Raw genomic sequence first — 16,524 nt, forward strand, 5'->3', positions numbered from 1 at the left:
GAGAGTTGCCAGGCTTGTCATTTGATTAAAAGGCAAGTTCAATTGCCACATGGCGAATTACGGCATATCCGACATCACTTTCAACAATTTTGGCGCTTCAGTATCCCAAAATGCCTCATAAACTTCACCCTCAGGGTAATATTCTTGTGATTGCATTTTATGAAGAACTACTTCGGGATCATAATTCCTGTAATCAATAAATACAGCTGCCTGATGAGGTTTGCATACTTGCTCCCATAGTGGATTTGACTGAATGACCATCGGTTTTGCCATTGCCAAGCATTCATAGAGCTTTGTGGGGATACAGTTTTTTGTACTTTGGTTTGGCTGATACGGAAGTAAAACAAAGTCAGCCCTTATCATAGCCATTATGATATCGGTATGAGCTGATAGGGCATCAATATTATCCATGCTTATAAAAGAGTAAGTTTTGGCTGTTTTCTTAAGCCATTCAGCTAACTCAGGCTCTACGCATTTTCCGCTTATGGTTAGCATTATGTCAGCGTTATACTCATGTAGTTTTATCGCAAACAACACAGCTTCCTTTGTGCCGAAAACAGTAGACAATGTTCCACAAATCAGTAACTGAATTTTATGACCCTGCTTTACAACATGGGAAAGTTCTTGATGTGGCTTTTTGAATTTATTTTCCAAAAAAACACATTTATAAGAAGGGTATTTCCGCTCTTTTAAATAAGTCTTTTCAGCCAGTAAGTAGTGTTTGATAAAAGGCGCAGCGAGTAGTTCCGTGACCATTGCGCCAGTAGCCAGCAGGTATTTCCAGACTCCTTTATGTATTGGCTGGTATAAGAAATTGTAAATGTAGTTTTCCTGTACATCATACAGCAGCTTTACCTGAGGGTGCTTCATCTTGTGTATCACAGCCGCAGGTAATAGCTCAATAGTATGGATGATGATAATATCGGGTGCTATCACACGCAGTTGTGACAGCAACTCTTTGGAAGCTTTCGATCTAGCACTTTCCTTGTATGCAAAATCGAATAATTCTATATGCTGAATGCGATGGTGTGCTGGCTTAAATGTACTGTCGCTCGCTTTATACCCCAATACATATACCTGATGTTCCTCAGCCAATGTCAAGGCAAACTTCTCATACATCCGGCAGTCGTCAACTGGTTTAAGGACTGAAGCCAGTACTATTTTTTTCATATCAGCTTATTGGGGCCTTTTCAACCAGTCAGAGGCTGCCTCAAAAGTATTGAAGAAACGAAGGTAGACTTCCTTATTTCTGTCGTACTTTCCTAACAGGCTATCCTCATCCAGTTCATCAAAAATATCCCTCGGTACAACGAATGCTATAAACCGAACACCACTCTTGTATAACTTAGGATGAAATTCTTTAACTGACCATACCTCAGTATCATGGTCAGGCCATTGGAGTCCACGGAAGTCAACCATCCAATGCAACTGCTCAAATCGATCCTTGTTTTCGATGTATAAAGCCAGTTTTTTTTCTAATGTCTCACGAAACTCATTAGGTCTACAAAGTGCAATCCATTTCTCATAGATTGCCGGAATCTCTTTGTCAAGAATCAGTTGAACAAATTGATTTTGGTGAAGAATCTCAATCATAGTTATTTATTGTTCATCTATAGATAATTGCGGATCAACACTTTATATAAAAGCGATACAAATTTACCTTATTATTATTATCATAAAAAAATACCTGTGATATAAAGACTGATCATAATAGCTGCCGCCGCAACTGTAACACCCCAAACAAGGCCTATTCTTAGTTTGTTCTCTTCCATATCCCTGACACGGTAATAAATTGCCAACCCAATGACGGCAAATATAACAGCAGTGACAAACACAACAGAATTGTGTACCAGTCTATCATCTGATGTTTTGAATACAAATTGAGACAGTAGGTTTCCACCCGAAAAACCTATCAATAGACCTACAGCTATAAACCGCAAGAAATATTTATCTTTCATGACTTCTTATCTTCTTGTTTCGAACGTTTACCCTCAATCAACAATTGACGTCCTTTCTCTTCGTTCTGAACCACATTCAAGTGGAATTTACTTTTAAGCTTATCGATCAGCTCATCAACAATCTTGTGGCTGATGCTCAGTTTCCGGTTACCTGACCTTATAATGACAACTTCTAGTTTCAACCCAACCCGGCTTAATAGGCGAGGTAGGAACACACTGATCAACCACAGTCTGGACTTTGATTCTGTCGCAGATCCGACTTCATTAATCAGCAATTTCTTGATGTTCTGATGGATGATGAATGATAAGGCGTGTTCGTATGCAAACTGGTATGCCTCATATGAAACATCACCAATCAATTTGACCTCGATATACTGTAATTTCTCTTCGAGGATAATTTTTGCATTGGGTTCATCAAGTAGTAGTGTCATTTGAAAAAAGGGTTGTTATACAATAACTTTCAGAGATTGAGGTACCACTTCAAAGTTGAGTGGACTCTTTGCCATATAAGGTTCTCCATCCCTATGAACAAACAGGTTTGTATCTTCTTGACCAGTTTTTCTGATCTGAATCTTTTTACCTTTCACAGTCAGAACATGTGGACTCCTGTGAATCGTTTTGTTAAAGGTTCGGATTACTAGCGGAATACCTTTCCATTTTGGGAAATGCTTCAGGATTGTCACATTTAATAATCCATCCCTGGTACTTGCCTCAGGAGCGATATAGGCATTGTTTCCGTATTGGGCTGCATTGGCAACGGTAATGGCATAAGCATCTACTGTTAGCTTGTCACCATCGACAATCAGTTCATATTCAGATGAGCTATAACGAAGGTATTCTTTTACACCTGCCTTTACATAGTTGCTAAGACCTCTTCCGGTGGCTGTTGCGAATACGTGGCTTACATAGGCATCAAAGCCCGTTCCTGCTGTACAAAAGAAAGGTACGTCATTTAATATACCACTGTCAATGACTCTTGTCTCCCCTGTAACCAATCTTTTGAGAGCAAATTTGGATTGCAACGGAATACCAAGATGTCTGGCAAGTCCATTGCCAGAACCAATCGGAATAATCCCTAAGGCAGTATCGGTATGTCTGAGGGCTTTTGCTGTTTCATTGATGGTACCATCCCCACCAACTGCTGCAATAATCTTAAAACCTTCTTTTACCCCCTCAATTGCAATTTCAGTTGCATGGTTTACAGCCTCTGTAAATCGGATATCTGCATCCAATACAGTTCCGTCAAGATGAGTTTTGATATAAGAGGCAATTTCCTTTCCTTTAGAAGCCCCTGAAATAGGATTAACGATAAAAAGTATTTTAGGCCTTTCCATACAAATCTTCTTAAAACAGTTTTTTCAGATATAAAACTGTTCAAATCTTCCCCATTTTATTTGACAATAGATTGAATATTTAACACACAGAAAATATTGTTAAATCAAGTTTTTGTTCAACCCTTTCTTCGGCAAATTAAGCATTCATTTAGATTAAAGCTAGATTCGAGGCTGAATTGCAGCTATCTTGAATCTGAACATTTAAAATAAAAAATGAAAAAGCAATTGAATACATTTCAACCACACCAACAATCTACTTTGTTTACACTCCCAACTTATATCTCAGGCTTCACAGAGGAGGGAGTAAGTCCTTTAAACCATATTGAACCTTATGAATTCAGGCTGTTTCTCAGTAGACAAAAGGGAGTTGAAATCCTTAGTTTTCATGACTTTGAAACTGATTACGACTGCTCTTATATGTTATCATTGGTAGAAATGAATGATGATAAGTTTTTGATATTTTGTAACAAGTATTTTCCCTATGTAGCTGTTTCTAAAGTTTTGGAAGAAGGTGTGTCTCTAAAAGATGAAACAGCAGAACTTCCACGCAACAGGTTTGTCAAAGATATTGGACTGTCTGAGATAGACGATTTGCCTTTTTCCTTTTTAGAAGTAGAATTGCTAGAACTAAAAGTGGACGCAGACAATGCTGACAGTATGTTTGTTCTTAAGCAGATAAGCGATACCGAGTTTGCGGAGTTTAGCTACTGGCAACCGTTGATAATTGCTGATATCATCTTTAATCGATGGACAAAAAAAAGACAGGCCCTATAGCCTGTCTTTTCTTTTATATGCTAAGCTGCTGTCTTGGCAGCCCTTAATCTTTGAACCTTTTTGATCACAGGGTAAAGCAATACCGAAGAGAGTATCATCAAGGTTCCGAGATAAAACCCTGAGGTCATCTTCTGCTCCTCCTGAAAGTCTGGTAAGAACTCTCCCAAAATCAGTGCTAGTATAATACCATAAACAGGCTCCATATTGATGGACAAGTTGACATAAAACGCAGTCAATTTTTTCAACACATGGATACAAGTATAGAAGGCATATACAGTACAAACACCAGCCAATACTATTAGGTACATCATGTCTTCAAGACCTGGGATATGTAAAAGTACGCCGTCCTCTGATGGGAAATAGTGTTTGAAAGCTGGCAACAGCAATATGCAAACCAAGCAACCACCAACCATCTCATAGAATGTAATCTGTGATGATTCGTAAACCTTTGTAAACTTACTGTTCATTACAGAGAAGGTTGCTGAAAGGAGTGAGGATATCAATGCAATTCCCAATGCTGTGGAATGGCCGAATTCAAACCTGAATATGACATAAAGTCCTCCAATTACAATCAGTCCAAGCATTACTTCATAGGACTTGATTTTCTCTTTCTTGAATAGAGGTTCCAGGAATGCCGTGAAAAGGGAACAGGTTGCGATACCCGCCAAGCAGACACTTACCGAAAGTTTGGATGCTGCAAAAAATGTGATCCAGTGTAGGCCAACTAAACTCCCCGTCAGGATTAGTTTACCAGCAGCTCTTGGAGGCATTTTAAGCAAGTTGCTTTTCTTGCTCATTACCAAAACTGCGGCGAGCCCAATAGCTGAAAGAAATGTTCGGTAAAACACTAACTCAACCGCATCAATTGAAATCAGTTTTCCTAAAATGGCGGTAAAGCCCCATAGGAACACAACAAAGTGAAGTTTTAGCTGATCTTTAAACATTAGAGATGAAAGTTTGGATGTTTATTATAAATAGTGCTATTGGATTGTCAGAATTCAAAAAACACTGACTCTTTTTTGAAATGCCGCAAGATAGTATTAGAACAAACAAAATTTGCATTCCATTTGAAAATAAATTTTGAGGCTAAACAAAAAGCCCCTGCACATCTTGTGTGCAAGGGCTTTCCAATTGATCTTTTTGTACCTGTTACTTCGGTAAGGTATAGTAGAGTATTGAGGTGATACCGAAGAAAAGCATATTTGGTAACCATGCGGTCAGCATTGGATCAAGAGACCCTGCCTGTGCGATACTCCGTCCCATGATAACCAACAATATATATACGAATGCCAGTACAAAGCCCATTGCGATAAGGAAGCCACTTCCTTGCCTTGTCTTTCTGGCAGATACAATCACACCTAGTGCTGTCAGGATAATGATCGCAAATGGGTAGGCATAACGTTCATGTTTTGCGTTCATGTAAACACCAATACCCGCTACATTACCTCTCAGCTTTTCTTGCTTGATATAATCATTCAGCTCAGGAATGGTAAGTGTTTCTTCAAGCTTGTATTTATTGTCAAAATATTTAGGATTGACATGGAGGTCAACTTCCATGTTTTTGCCGCTGACCATCGTTTCTTCTCCATTGCTTCCAAATGTGTAGAGATCATATTTATCCATTCTCCACAGTTGTTTGGCTGAGTCCCATTCGATACGTGGACCACTGATCTTCTTGTAAAGGCGGTTGTCCCTGATCGTTTCAATGGTACTGCGATAACCTCTATCTATTCGGTTATTATAGCTTTCCATATACATGTAAGTCGAATCATCTACACGCATATGTATATCACGCTCATTAAAATAGAATGGAGGCTTTAGGTAGGCCACCTCAAACTCCACTTTGTCTCTGGAAGCTTTCGGAATCACCCAACCAATAAGCAGGAAAGTCAGTCCACCAAGTAGTGTTGCTCCCATTAGAAAAGGAGAGAGGAACCTACGGAAACTAATTCCATTGGTCAGAATGGCAATAACCTCAGAGTGCGATGCCAATCGGGCTGTCAAGAATACTACTGCGATAAATACCGAAATAGGACTCAAGGTACTTACCCAGTGAACAAACAGATTGACATAATAGTCAAAGAAGATTTCATTGAATGATAGGTTGTTCTTGATAAAATCATCAGACTTTTCGGTATAGTCAATCACGCAAACAATGACGTTCAGCGTAAGCACTACGAAAAAGAACGTCTTAAAAAATTTCTTCAGGATATACTTATCTAAAATCTTCATGCAACAATCTGTTGGTGTTGTAATGATATAAAGACGAAATAAGGAACTTTTTTGGAAGTCGCTCATTCAGCCTACAAAAAAAGAGAGGAAAATAGAATATTCCAATCGTCAATATACTGTGGTATACAATACTCTTCAGTTATTTAACTTAGTTTAAGCCAAAGTATGATATACCAAGTTGAGGTATTTAGCATTGAAGTGGGGTAACCCGTTGCCCTTCAGAAACTTCAAGCACAATAAAGCCTTCCGCTCAATTAAGCGGAAGGCTTTTATTGTAGTGTTGTTAAATATTATTAAAATAAGAAGGTTTATCTAACCACACTTACTTTCATCATATTTGTCTTCACTTTTTCTTTTCTACCGATTGGAGCACCAGCGATGTTGATATAAACATCACCTTTTTCCAGCAGGCCTTTCTCTTTCAATACTTCCGCCAGTTCGTAGAAAGTATCCATGGTACCTTGACCTTCTTTTGGCTGGTAGAAGAATGCTTTCACACCCCAAGCCAGATTCAACGTACAAGCCAAGTGCTGGTCTGTTGAGAAGATATAGATGTTGGCTTTCGGTCTGTGTCTTGAGATTCTGAATCCTGTAAAACCAGAGTCAGTCATGCCTACAAATGCTTTTGCGTGCATTTTCTCAGAGATATCAGATGCAGACTCAACAATCAGGTTACCTGTGTAAGTATCATGTTCTGGATTGAACTCGTAGTTTCTGTGGTAGATTGAGTCAGTGCTTCTTTCTACAGCAGTAATGATTTTCACCATCGCCTGAACTGTTTCTACAGGGAATTTACCTGCAGCAGATTCAGCTGATAGCATTACAGCATCTGCACCATCAAGAACAGCGTTAGCAACGTCGTTAGCCTCCGCACGAGTAGGGCGAGGGTTACCGATCATGCTTTCCATCATCTGAGTGGCAACGATAACTGGTTTAGCAGCTTGGTTACACTTACGGATGATTTCTTTCTGGATCATTGGAACGTCCTCCATTTTGATCTCAACACCCAAGTCACCACGCGCAACCATGATACCGTCAGCAGCTCTAAGAATCGCATCAAAGTTTTTGATTGCTTCAGGTCTTTCGATTTTTGCAATCACTTTAGCGTTAGAACCTCTTTCCTTGATCAGGTCTTTTACATATTCGATGTCCTGAGCAGTACGCACAAATGAAAGTGCTACCCAGTTAACATCTACTTCCAGACCGAAGTCAAGGTCTCTTCTGTCTTTTGCTGTCAGTGAAGACTCTGAGATGTCAGTATCAGGCAAGTTCATACCTTTTTTAGACTTCAGTTTACCACCGTAAGTCACTTCAGTAACGATCTCGTTGCCTTTTACCTCTTTAACACGTACTTGCAGGTTACCGTCATCAATCATGATGTTGTCACCAGCTTTTACGTCTTTTACAATATTGGAATAAGTTGTGCTTACTCTCTGTGCATTACCAACGATAGGGTTGTTCGTAATTACCAGTTCTTCACCTTCCTTGATATCAACAGCACCACCTTCGATGTCACCAATTCTGATTTTCGGACCTTGCAAATCCTGCAATACTGCGATACTGTGACCAAACTTAGAGTTGAATTCGTTAACCCAGTTGATCACCTTTGCATGTTCCTCATGAATATCGTGAGAGAAGTTCAGTCTGAAAACATTTACACCTGCATGGATCAGTTCAAGAATTTTTTCTTTACTTCTAGTTGCAGGACCGATTGTGGCAACAATCTTAGTTTTGTTAAAAGCGGTACTCATTTGCTTTTTCGTTTTTATAGGAATGAAATTTTATTTCAATATGATAAAATCGTGACAGGAATGGCTAAAAATGCTTATTTGGCTTGCTGCCCTGTACAATTTTGGATTTTTGATTTTCACAAAAGCGTTGCAAATTTACAGTTTTGTACAAATAATCAAAAGTCCATTATCGTATTGTAAAAGCTGTACTTCTAACACTTTATATTGCAGTATTAGAGCAATTTACAGTCTAATCTTTTGATAGATAGTTCTTTCTGATGGCAAAAACAATGACTTTAATCTTCGCTTGATAGTCCAATAACTAGGTAGAGAAACTTGAAAAAGATTCTTAATGAAAATTAATTAATTGTTAAAGGTGATTTTTACCTATTTTTTAGCTTATAAATCAGCCTAAAAGGAGTTAGACTCCATATAAAAATAGATAGATGAATTTACATACTTGTATTGCTGAGCGAAAAGCTCAGAAGCTGAAAACAATTGCTGTCTTGATTGACCCTGACAAGACAAGTCCAGAACAGTGTATTAAGATAGCAAACAGTATTAGTGATGAGATGCCCGTAATTTTTTTGGTAGGAGGTAGCCTGATTTCAAATGGGAGTTTGTCAGCAACAATCCAAGCCTTGAAGAGTGCTTCGAGTTTACCCGTAATACTTTTTCCTGGAGGTGTAACACATATTTGTGAAGAAGCGGACGGGATTTTATTGCTTTCCCTTATTTCTGGAAGAAATGCTGATTTTTTGATAGGGCAACATGTAACAGCTGCTCCAATCCTTAAAAAGTCAGGCATGGAAGTGATTTCAACAGGATATGTACTAGTAGATGGAGGTGTTCCCACCAGTGTGTCTTATATGAGTAATACAACACCTGTCCCTGCCAATAAGACTGATATTGCCGCTTGTACGGCTATGGCTGGTGAGATGCTCGGCTTAAAGATGATCTACCTTGAAGCGGGGAGTGGAGCCCAAGAACCCGTCAATATTGAGATGGTAAAGGCTGTAAGGGAATCTATCGCTATTCCACTAATTGTAGGAGGAGGCATCAGAAGTGCAGCACAAGCAAGTGATGCATTCAATGCAGGTGCGGATATGATTGTCGTAGGAACTGCCATAGAAGAGAACCAAGAGTTTCTGTACGCACTGCTTGATCTGACTGCTACGGTTAACGCTGTGCAGTGATTAGACATAGAAAAACCGGCTTTGAAAGTTTAAATCCTTCCAAAGCCGGTTAAAGAAAAAGTTCTTGGGTCACAATCACCATTAGGCAATCAGGTAGTTTCTAGATGTCTATCAAAGAATCTCTTCTTCTCATTTTTCCAGCTGGAATTCCAAACATCATCTTGAATCGGCGACAGAAGTATGCAGTGTCCTTGTAGCCGACTTCCTGACCTATGGCACGGATACTTTTCTTTGATGTTCGAAGCAGCTCTACAGCTTTTTCCATTCTCTGATATTCAATGTAGTCTTGAGGGTTAATACCAGTCAGCATTTTAAAATACTGTCCTACATAATCCTCCGAAACATTGGCAACACCTGCCAGCACTTTATTTGAAAGATCTCCAGCCAAATGCTCCTTGATATAATTGAATATATCAATCAGGCGAGAATCCTTAAAGTAATTGCTGTTGGTTGCAAGCTGCTCAACAAACATGTTGTTCAACAGAATGTAACGGAACAACTCTATGATCAGGTGTTCGGTAACAATATTCGTGATCCTTGACTTACCTGGCATGTCAGAGGTATGCTCTCTGTAAACCTGAGAAGTCAGTTCCTTTAACATTTTATTCTGCTTTACCACAAATGGCGGCAGATCCAGAGAAGTAAAGAAGTTGACAGAGTCAAATGCCTTTACGTCAAACGTAAGCGTTGTAAAGTTTGTGTGAATCACTTCGTCATAAGTATCCACACCACCTGATTTGCTTCCATGTTGCCTCAAAAACTGATCTCTCTTAGTCATGAACACGTCATTCGGAATTTCGTCAGTCTCTTGACCTCCAAAAGTGATTTCCGCTGACTTGCCACCTGGTAAGAAAATCAAGTCTCCCGGACGAGCTTCTTCATCTTCATCCAGCTTAATAACACCTGAATTAACAAGGATCAGGGTATTCTGAACGTCATAGAAGTTGCTCACCTTTACTGGCTGAATTACGTTCAGAGTATTCGAGCGAATAAACTTGATGTTTAGCGACTCGATGATTTTGTTATAATCATCAATCATGGTACTTGGTTTAAGTTAACAAAGTAAAGGATGTAGCAGTCATTGCTTTAGTCTCAATAACTAGTTTTCATGTCATCATTGTAATGCACAATTCCTATTTAAGTCTAAAATAGTATTTTTTTGATTTAATAAAAAAAGTTCAATCCTTATATCTAAAAAAATACTATCAATAACAAGGTAAACAATTGTGCAAGAAGAATATTTTCAAACAAAAATAACTCAATCACACTGACATAACTAAAAATCTTACCAAAAGATTCTATTATATTGATAGAAATTAAAATATTACCTTTTCAAGATAAATCCAAGAAAATTGCTAAAAGAGAGATGTAATAAATATTAATATAGTACAATACTGCCTGCGACCTTACAGTGACCAAAGTGTCAATTGATAATAAAAAAACTGTCAAAAGTACGCCTCAAGTGCATCAAACACTGAGTACACACCCGATAAGTCCGTGATTGACAGCTAAAAACTTACATAGCCACATGTAGGATTTTTTTAAAACTTTACATGAAAAAAATGAGCCAAAAAGCCCATTTCACATAATTAAAGTCGGTAAGTGTAGACATAATCATTCAAACATTACTTTTTGGAGCTTTCCATCTTTCTGATTTGTTCTTCCAACTCCAATACTCTGTTCTGGAACTTTAGCAGCTCCTCCTTTCCCTTTCTCATTTCCATCTCTTTTACCCTGAGTTCCTCGTTCTTAAGTTGTGCCCTATCAAGCATGTTTCGTAGCTCAAGTTCTTTCTTTACCTGTTCAGATATGTCTTGCACATAGGCTATGTAGCGCTTTTCTCCCTGAAAGTCGTGGGCATTAATAAAGAGTTGTGCATCAAATACAACCCCCGTCATTCTTTTCAGTTTTTTGCGAATACGTTTGTGTAAAGCCCTTTCATAGTTTTTACCCAACATGCTTTGGACATCCATCTTATACATTCTGTCTTTGGAGGTAATGAAGATTTCTTCTGCTGCAGGATTGATATTCTCAACAAGTCCACGTTCATTAAAAGCGATCATGGCATCCATCGCACTATTGAAAAATAGCTTACTTTCCTGTTCCCGCTCTTCAAGAAGCTGTTGCCTATTCTCCATCTCTTTTTGAGTAATGGATAACTTTTGCAGGTTATTCTTGAGTTCCTCTTCCTTTTCTTTCATGATATCATTGTACCGTTGGGTTTCTGCAAGCAAGGCTTCTGTCTGTTCAGTAGACTTTAAGGATAATAGCGCCATACTTAGGTTTTCTGCTACTGAAGTAATGAATTGTCTTTCATAAGGTGTGATAGAATGGAAGGTAGCAACTTCAAGCACACCAAAAGTCAGTTCCTGTATTTTCAGAGGCACCAATAAGACGTTAGTTGGCAGTGCTTGCCCCAAACCAGATAATGTAGCCTTGTAAGATTCCGGAACCTTTGTTATCAAAAAAGCTTTACCATTACGGGCCACTTCTCCTGCGACTCCTTCACCAACCATAATTCTTTTTTCCTCCAACTGCCTCTCATTTGGAGAAAAGCAGGCTTTCAGCTCTAGCATGTCTCCAGAATCATCCTCAACGTAAAGCGCTACATTGATGGCACTGATATACTTCCCAATCTCACTTGTTACCTTTTCACTTAGCTCTTCTATTCTGTTGATTGAGATAAGTAACTCACTGATGGTGCTATTTCCTTCTGCGACCCACCTTTCATTGGTCTCTATCTGTTGTTGCTCTTTAAGCTTATCCCTTAGGTTGATTAGCATATTGCCAATCATGTCATGTTCATCTACCTCAAACTCTCGTTCAAATTTGCCTTCCAAAAGGTTTTGAGCAATTCGGACATTCTGTTCCAAATTAGTTTGAGACTCCATAAAGTGTGCATAAAACGCATTCTTTCGAGATTGAGAGCGGAGCAATTGGGAAAGTGCCGTACAGAAACCTAAATGGAGCAAGGACATGGCAGCCATGAAAAAGAGACCTGTAGAAACGCCAAATATCTTTTCTTCAGATTCAGTAACTGCTTCTAACCAAAAATTGTCAGTAAAAAACAGTAGCATCAGATGGAAACCATAAGTAAGGCTAAAATAGTAGACCAAAACCTCCCAACTCTGTAGCAAGATGAGCAATGACATTATACCAAAGAAAATTAATTGAACTTCAGCTATAGAGGGTAGTTCCAAGGTATATTGTACCTGAAAGGTGAAAAGGACTGAAGTCAGCAACATTCTTTGTGTGGCAATGCTTAACCCTCCAAACCTGAGCATAAGAACATAAAAGAAAAGCGAAAAGGTAGAAATACCCAGTGCTATACCCCATGTATCATAGATGAAAGACATGACACCTCCAGTACAAAAAAGCGTCAGAAGCACATAGTTGAAAAATGAATTGATCCGGCTATATAACTGACTGTTATAACGATCAATTTCTGACTGTGTAAGTTCTGCATGTTTTGATTGAAGTAAATAGGACATAGGATGTGGGTTATTAGGAGAATGTTGACCTGATTATACTTGAAGGAAAATAGGACTTTTCCGATTTAGGTTATTGAAGTGAATTACTCAAGGTCAATACAGCTTGTAATATGGTCTTGCTGCTATTTTCATTATATTAAGGAAAATATTTTACTCAAGTAATAAAATCAACTTATTCCAAGGATAATTTTCAGCTAACAACCTATTAAGACCATATGGGAATAAAAGAGGAAAAGTATATTCTGGCAATGGATCAGGGAACGACCAGCTCCAGAGCGATCATATTTGACCATAAAGGGCGTTCAATGGCATCAGCCCAAAAAGAATTTAAACAGTATTACCCAAAACCTGGATGGATTGAGCATGACCCTCAAGAAATATGGTATACCCAAGTTTCAGTAGCTGCCGAGGCAATTGCCAAAATGGGAATCTCAGAATCAGCCTTGGCTGCAATTGGGATTACTAACCAACGAGAAACAACCATACTTTGGGATAAACAAACTGGGAAGCCTGTCTATAATGCCATCGTCTGGCAAGATCGAAGAACTTCCAATTACTGTGATACACTCAAAGAAAGAGGAATTCAACAGAAGGTCAGAGAAAAAACAGGGCTTGTGATTGATGCCTATTTCTCGGCAACCAAGATCAAGTGGATTTTGGATAATGTTGAAGGAGTAAGAGAAAGGGCTGAAGCTGGACACATCTTATTTGGTACAGTGGACTCTTGGCTTATTTGGAAATTTACAAACGGCAAGAAGCACGTGACAGATGTGACTAATGCAAGCCGTACACTACTCTATAATATCAACACCCTCGAATGGGATATGGAGCTACTAGAAGTTTTCGATATTCCTGAATCGATCTTACCCGAAGTCTGCTCTTCCAGTGAGGTGTATGGTTATGCAGAAAGTTTGGGGCATGTACCAATTGCCGGTGTTGCTGGCGACCAGCAAGCGGCATTATTCGGACAGTTGTGTACCGAAAAGGGAATGGTTAAGAATACATATGGAACAGGATGTTTTCTGGTAATGAATACAGGTAGTAAACCTGTACCATCCCAAAATAACCTACTTTCAACTATTGCATGGAAAATCGGAGATCGTGTTGATTATGCGATAGAAGGAAGTGTATTCGTAGGAGGGGCTGTTGTACAATGGATCCGTGATGGACTTCATTTGATTAAGGATTCAGCTGAAATAGAAAGGCTTGCTAGAACAGTGGATGATAATGGAGGTGTCTATTTTGTCCCTGCCTTGACAGGTCTAGGCGCTCCTCATTGGGATCAGTACGCTAGAGGGATGATGATTGGACTTACTCGAGGTACAACAGCTGGGCATATAGCAAGAGCCGCTCTTGAAAGTATTTGCTTCCAGTCACTTGACCTGATCAAGGCTATGGAAGCTGATACTGAACTAAAACCAAAGGAACTAAGAGTAGACGGAGGCGCTGTGGTCAATAACCTACTGATTCAATTTCAGTCTGATATTGTTGACTTTCCTGTCGTTAGACCAGAGACGTTGGAGACAACAGCACTTGGAGTTGCCCAATTAGCGGGACTGGCTGTTGGTTACTGGGAAAGTATTGATGAGTTAAAAGAAAACTGGCGCACCGAAACTGTTTTTGAATCTAAATTGGCTTCTGAAAAACAGTCATACCTTTACCGTAAGTGGACAAAAGCTTTGGAAAGGTGTAAGGAGTGGGCTGATGATTAATTGTCTAAACTGAAAGTAGATATAACCCAATAAACGAAAAAGCATGAAAAGGAGTGAAATGCTTGACATCTTGAAGGAGTCCCAAGAAAACCAATGGGATGTGCTGGTGATTGGAGGCGGTGCTTCTGGGTTGGGAGTAGCTTATGATTCAGCAATGAGAAGTTATAAAACAATTTTGCTGGAGCAGGCTGATTTCGCAAAAGGTACTTCGAGTAGGAGTACAAAACTCGTTCACGGAGGAGTGCGGTACTTAGCACAAGGAGATGTCACCTTGGTAAGAGAAGCGTTGGTGGAAAGAGGATTGCTACGAGAAAATGCGCCACACCTTGTGTCTAATCAGGCTTTTATTATCCCTACATACGACTGGTGGGAAACACCTTATTACGCAGCAGGGCTGAAAGTTTATGATATGATGGCAGGCAATCTGGGGTTAGGGCCTTCTGAGCAGATTTCCAAAGAAGAAACATTGGAAGCAATTCCAAATTTGAATAAGGATGGTCTTACAGGGGGGATCATTTACTATGATGGACAGTTCGATGACGCTAGACTCGCTATCAGTTTGGCACAGTCAGCTGTGGATTATGAAGGAGTTTTGGTCAATTATATGAAGGTGGTTGGTTTGATGAAAGATACTGCCGGAAATATAGTTGGTGCTGTTGCAAAAGATATGGAATCAGGAGAGGAATTTCAGATCAAAGCAAAAGTAGTAATTAATGCAACCGGAGTATTTGTGGATGACATTCTGAAAATGGATAATCCTAGTTCTGAAAAAACAATCCAACCAAGTCAAGGGGTGCATATTGTATTGGATAAACATTTCCTGCAAGGTGATACTGCCATTATGATTCCCAAAACAGATGATGGAAGGGTGCTTTTTGCTGTACCGTGGCACCAAAAGGTGGTGGTCGGCACAACGGATACCCCATTAGAAAAGCTCTCATTGGAACCACGTGCTTTGGAAGCAGAGATCGATTTTATTCTTCAAACAGCGGGAAAATACTTAGTGGAAATGCCAAAGCCAGAAGATGTGCTTAGCGTTTTTGCAGGCTTGAGACCTTTGGCTGTAAACAACGGTGATACTAATACGCATACCAAAGGTATTTCAAGAAGCCATAAACTGATCAGGTCTACTTCTAACTTATTGTCAATTGTTGGTGGAAAATGGACGACATTCAGGAAAATGGGAGAGGATGTGATGGATACGGCTGTCAAAGTAGGGAAACTGCATAACCGAAAATCTATTACAAAAAATGCCCTGATTCATGGTTACACCAAACGGTTTGAGCGGGAAGATCCTTTACATGTTTATGGAAATGATCAGCTCAAAATCAGAAAGAAAATAGAATTGAGTCCTTATTTGGGTGAAAAACTTCACCCAAATTTACCTTACCTGAAAGCACAAGTGGTATGGGCAGTAGAGGAGGAAATGGCTAGAACAGTGGAGGATGTCTTGGCAAGAAGAACAAGGGCCTTATTACTGGATGCCAAAGCCAGTATTGAAATAGCTCCAGCCGTAGCTGAAATAATGGCGTCCTTACTCAAAAAGGATAAAGATTGGGAAATAGAACAGGTAAATGAGTATACTGAATTGGCACATGGTTATATGATAGACCAATACCATTCTTGATTTCAACCAAAAACACCTTTCAATTGACTTTATTGAAAGGTGTTTTGCTATTCTTATAACTCATTCAAGCCCATCAAGCTCAAAAGTGACTCTAAAAAACCATTGAAATCTTCCGGAAAATCATTAACCCCTGAAGAAACCAGTACATGCTCCCTAAATACAATCCGAACTTTCCATTTTGTATCACCAGCATCACTAGATGCTCCTTCATATGTATCTTTCCATCTCAAATTGGTCAATGAATTAAAAAAATACATCCATTCCTCATTCAGTGGGCTATATGCATGCGTGTTTTTTCCAGCAGGGCTTACTTTTGTATAATATAAAGTTAGCTCCTTGTTTTTGACCATAATTGTCACACCTGAAGCCAAAGAAATTTCCACCTCAAAGATCAGTTTATCCATATAGTTACAATGTTTCAGTCTTTATTTTTGTTGCCTAATGTCTATTATCTACCTTTAGCTCTTTAT

General features: G+C 39.2%; 15 protein-coding genes. 4 read left to right on the top strand and 11 right to left on the bottom strand.

All coding sequences use genetic code 11. The features are described 5' to 3' along the window. Window positions 1–57 precede the first annotated feature (57 nt). The 5 genes from V6R21_RS15680 to V6R21_RS15700 all read right to left on the bottom strand — a co-directional run bounded on the left by V6R21_RS15680 (window position 58) and on the right by V6R21_RS15700 (window position 3,292). Window positions 58–1,170 (bottom strand): glycosyltransferase family protein, encoded by a 1,113-nt coding sequence (locus V6R21_RS15680; RefSeq protein ID WP_334244576.1) that lies wholly within the window; start codon window positions 1,168–1,170, stop codon window positions 58–60. 6 nt (window positions 1,171–1,176) lie between these two features. Continuing rightward, window positions 1,177–1,593, bottom strand: coding sequence for a hypothetical protein (locus V6R21_RS15685; protein ID WP_334244577.1), 417 nt, complete (start codon window positions 1,591–1,593; stop codon window positions 1,177–1,179). An 80-nt stretch (window positions 1,594–1,673) separates the two neighbouring features. Further along, window positions 1,674–1,958, bottom strand: a complete 285-nt coding sequence (locus tag V6R21_RS15690) for a hypothetical protein (RefSeq protein WP_334244578.1) — start codon at window positions 1,956–1,958, stop codon at window positions 1,674–1,676. Next, window positions 1,955–2,389: a hypothetical protein gene (locus V6R21_RS15695; protein ID WP_334244579.1), complete on the bottom strand. Its 435-nt coding sequence runs from the start codon at window positions 2,387–2,389 to the stop codon at window positions 1,955–1,957. The genes V6R21_RS15690 and V6R21_RS15695 overlap by 4 nt, the downstream gene beginning before the upstream one ends. A gap of 15 nt (window positions 2,390–2,404) precedes the next feature. Beyond that, window positions 2,405–3,292, bottom strand: coding sequence for a diacylglycerol/lipid kinase family protein (locus V6R21_RS15700; RefSeq protein WP_334244580.1), 888 nt, complete (start codon window positions 3,290–3,292; stop codon window positions 2,405–2,407). Between the two features lie 213 nt (window positions 3,293–3,505). Here V6R21_RS15700 and V6R21_RS15705 point away from each other — a divergent pair, with 213 nt between their 5' ends. Next, a complete protein-coding gene (locus V6R21_RS15705) occupies window positions 3,506–4,066 on the top strand; it encodes a hypothetical protein (protein WP_334244581.1) in 561 nt (186 codons plus the stop codon). Between the two features lie 20 nt (window positions 4,067–4,086). Here the strand turns inward: V6R21_RS15705 and V6R21_RS15710 are convergent, their stop codons facing one another. The 3 genes from V6R21_RS15710 to pyk form a co-directional block, all read right to left on the bottom strand. Continuing rightward, window positions 4,087–5,010 carry a DMT family transporter gene (locus V6R21_RS15710; RefSeq protein WP_334244582.1) on the bottom strand — a complete coding sequence of 308 codons (924 nt, stop codon included), beginning with the start codon at window positions 5,008–5,010 and terminating at the stop codon, window positions 4,087–4,089. A gap of 205 nt (window positions 5,011–5,215) precedes the next feature. Then, window positions 5,216–6,298 (bottom strand): LptF/LptG family permease, encoded by a 1,083-nt coding sequence (locus V6R21_RS15715; protein ID WP_334244583.1) that lies wholly within the window; start codon window positions 6,296–6,298, stop codon window positions 5,216–5,218. Between the two features lie 308 nt (window positions 6,299–6,606). Continuing rightward, window positions 6,607–8,049, bottom strand: a complete 1,443-nt coding sequence (gene pyk, locus V6R21_RS15720; RefSeq protein WP_334244584.1) for a pyruvate kinase — start codon at window positions 8,047–8,049, stop codon at window positions 6,607–6,609. A 425-nt stretch (window positions 8,050–8,474) separates the two neighbouring features. Between pyk and V6R21_RS15725 the strand changes: the two genes are divergently transcribed. Beyond that, window positions 8,475–9,224 (top strand): phosphoglycerol geranylgeranyltransferase, encoded by a 750-nt coding sequence (locus V6R21_RS15725; protein WP_334244585.1) that lies wholly within the window; start codon window positions 8,475–8,477, stop codon window positions 9,222–9,224. A gap of 100 nt (window positions 9,225–9,324) precedes the next feature. Here the strand turns inward: V6R21_RS15725 and V6R21_RS15730 are convergent, their stop codons facing one another. Both V6R21_RS15730 and V6R21_RS15735 read right to left on the bottom strand, forming a co-directional pair. Continuing rightward, entirely contained in the window at window positions 9,325–10,260 is a 936-nt protein-coding gene (locus tag V6R21_RS15730; protein WP_334244930.1) for a helix-turn-helix domain-containing protein, read from the bottom strand. A gap of 589 nt (window positions 10,261–10,849) precedes the next feature. Beyond that, complete coding sequence (locus tag V6R21_RS15735) at window positions 10,850–12,715, bottom strand: GAF domain-containing protein (RefSeq protein ID WP_334244586.1); 1,866 nt, start codon at window positions 12,713–12,715, stop codon at window positions 10,850–10,852. Window positions 12,716–12,930: 215 nt separating this feature from the next. Between V6R21_RS15735 and glpK the strand changes: the two genes are divergently transcribed. Together glpK and V6R21_RS15745 are read left to right on the top strand one after the other, a co-directional pair. After that, the gene (glpK, locus tag V6R21_RS15740; RefSeq protein WP_334244587.1) at window positions 12,931–14,427 is read left to right on the top strand and encodes a glycerol kinase GlpK; all 1,497 of its coding nucleotides are present in this window, start codon (window positions 12,931–12,933) and stop codon (window positions 14,425–14,427) included. 43 nt (window positions 14,428–14,470) lie between these two features. Further along, window positions 14,471–16,054, top strand: coding sequence for a glycerol-3-phosphate dehydrogenase/oxidase (locus tag V6R21_RS15745; protein WP_334244588.1), 1,584 nt, complete (start codon window positions 14,471–14,473; stop codon window positions 16,052–16,054). A 53-nt stretch (window positions 16,055–16,107) separates the two neighbouring features. Here the strand turns inward: V6R21_RS15745 and V6R21_RS15750 are convergent, their stop codons facing one another. Continuing rightward, window positions 16,108–16,458 carry a hypothetical protein gene (locus V6R21_RS15750; RefSeq protein WP_334244589.1) on the bottom strand — a complete coding sequence of 117 codons (351 nt, stop codon included), beginning with the start codon at window positions 16,456–16,458 and terminating at the stop codon, window positions 16,108–16,110. Window positions 16,459–16,524 lie beyond the last annotated feature (66 nt).

This window comes from Limibacter armeniacum (assembly GCF_036880985.1).
In the GTDB taxonomy this organism is placed as follows: Bacteria; Bacteroidota; Bacteroidia; order Cytophagales; family Flammeovirgaceae; genus Limibacter; species Limibacter armeniacum.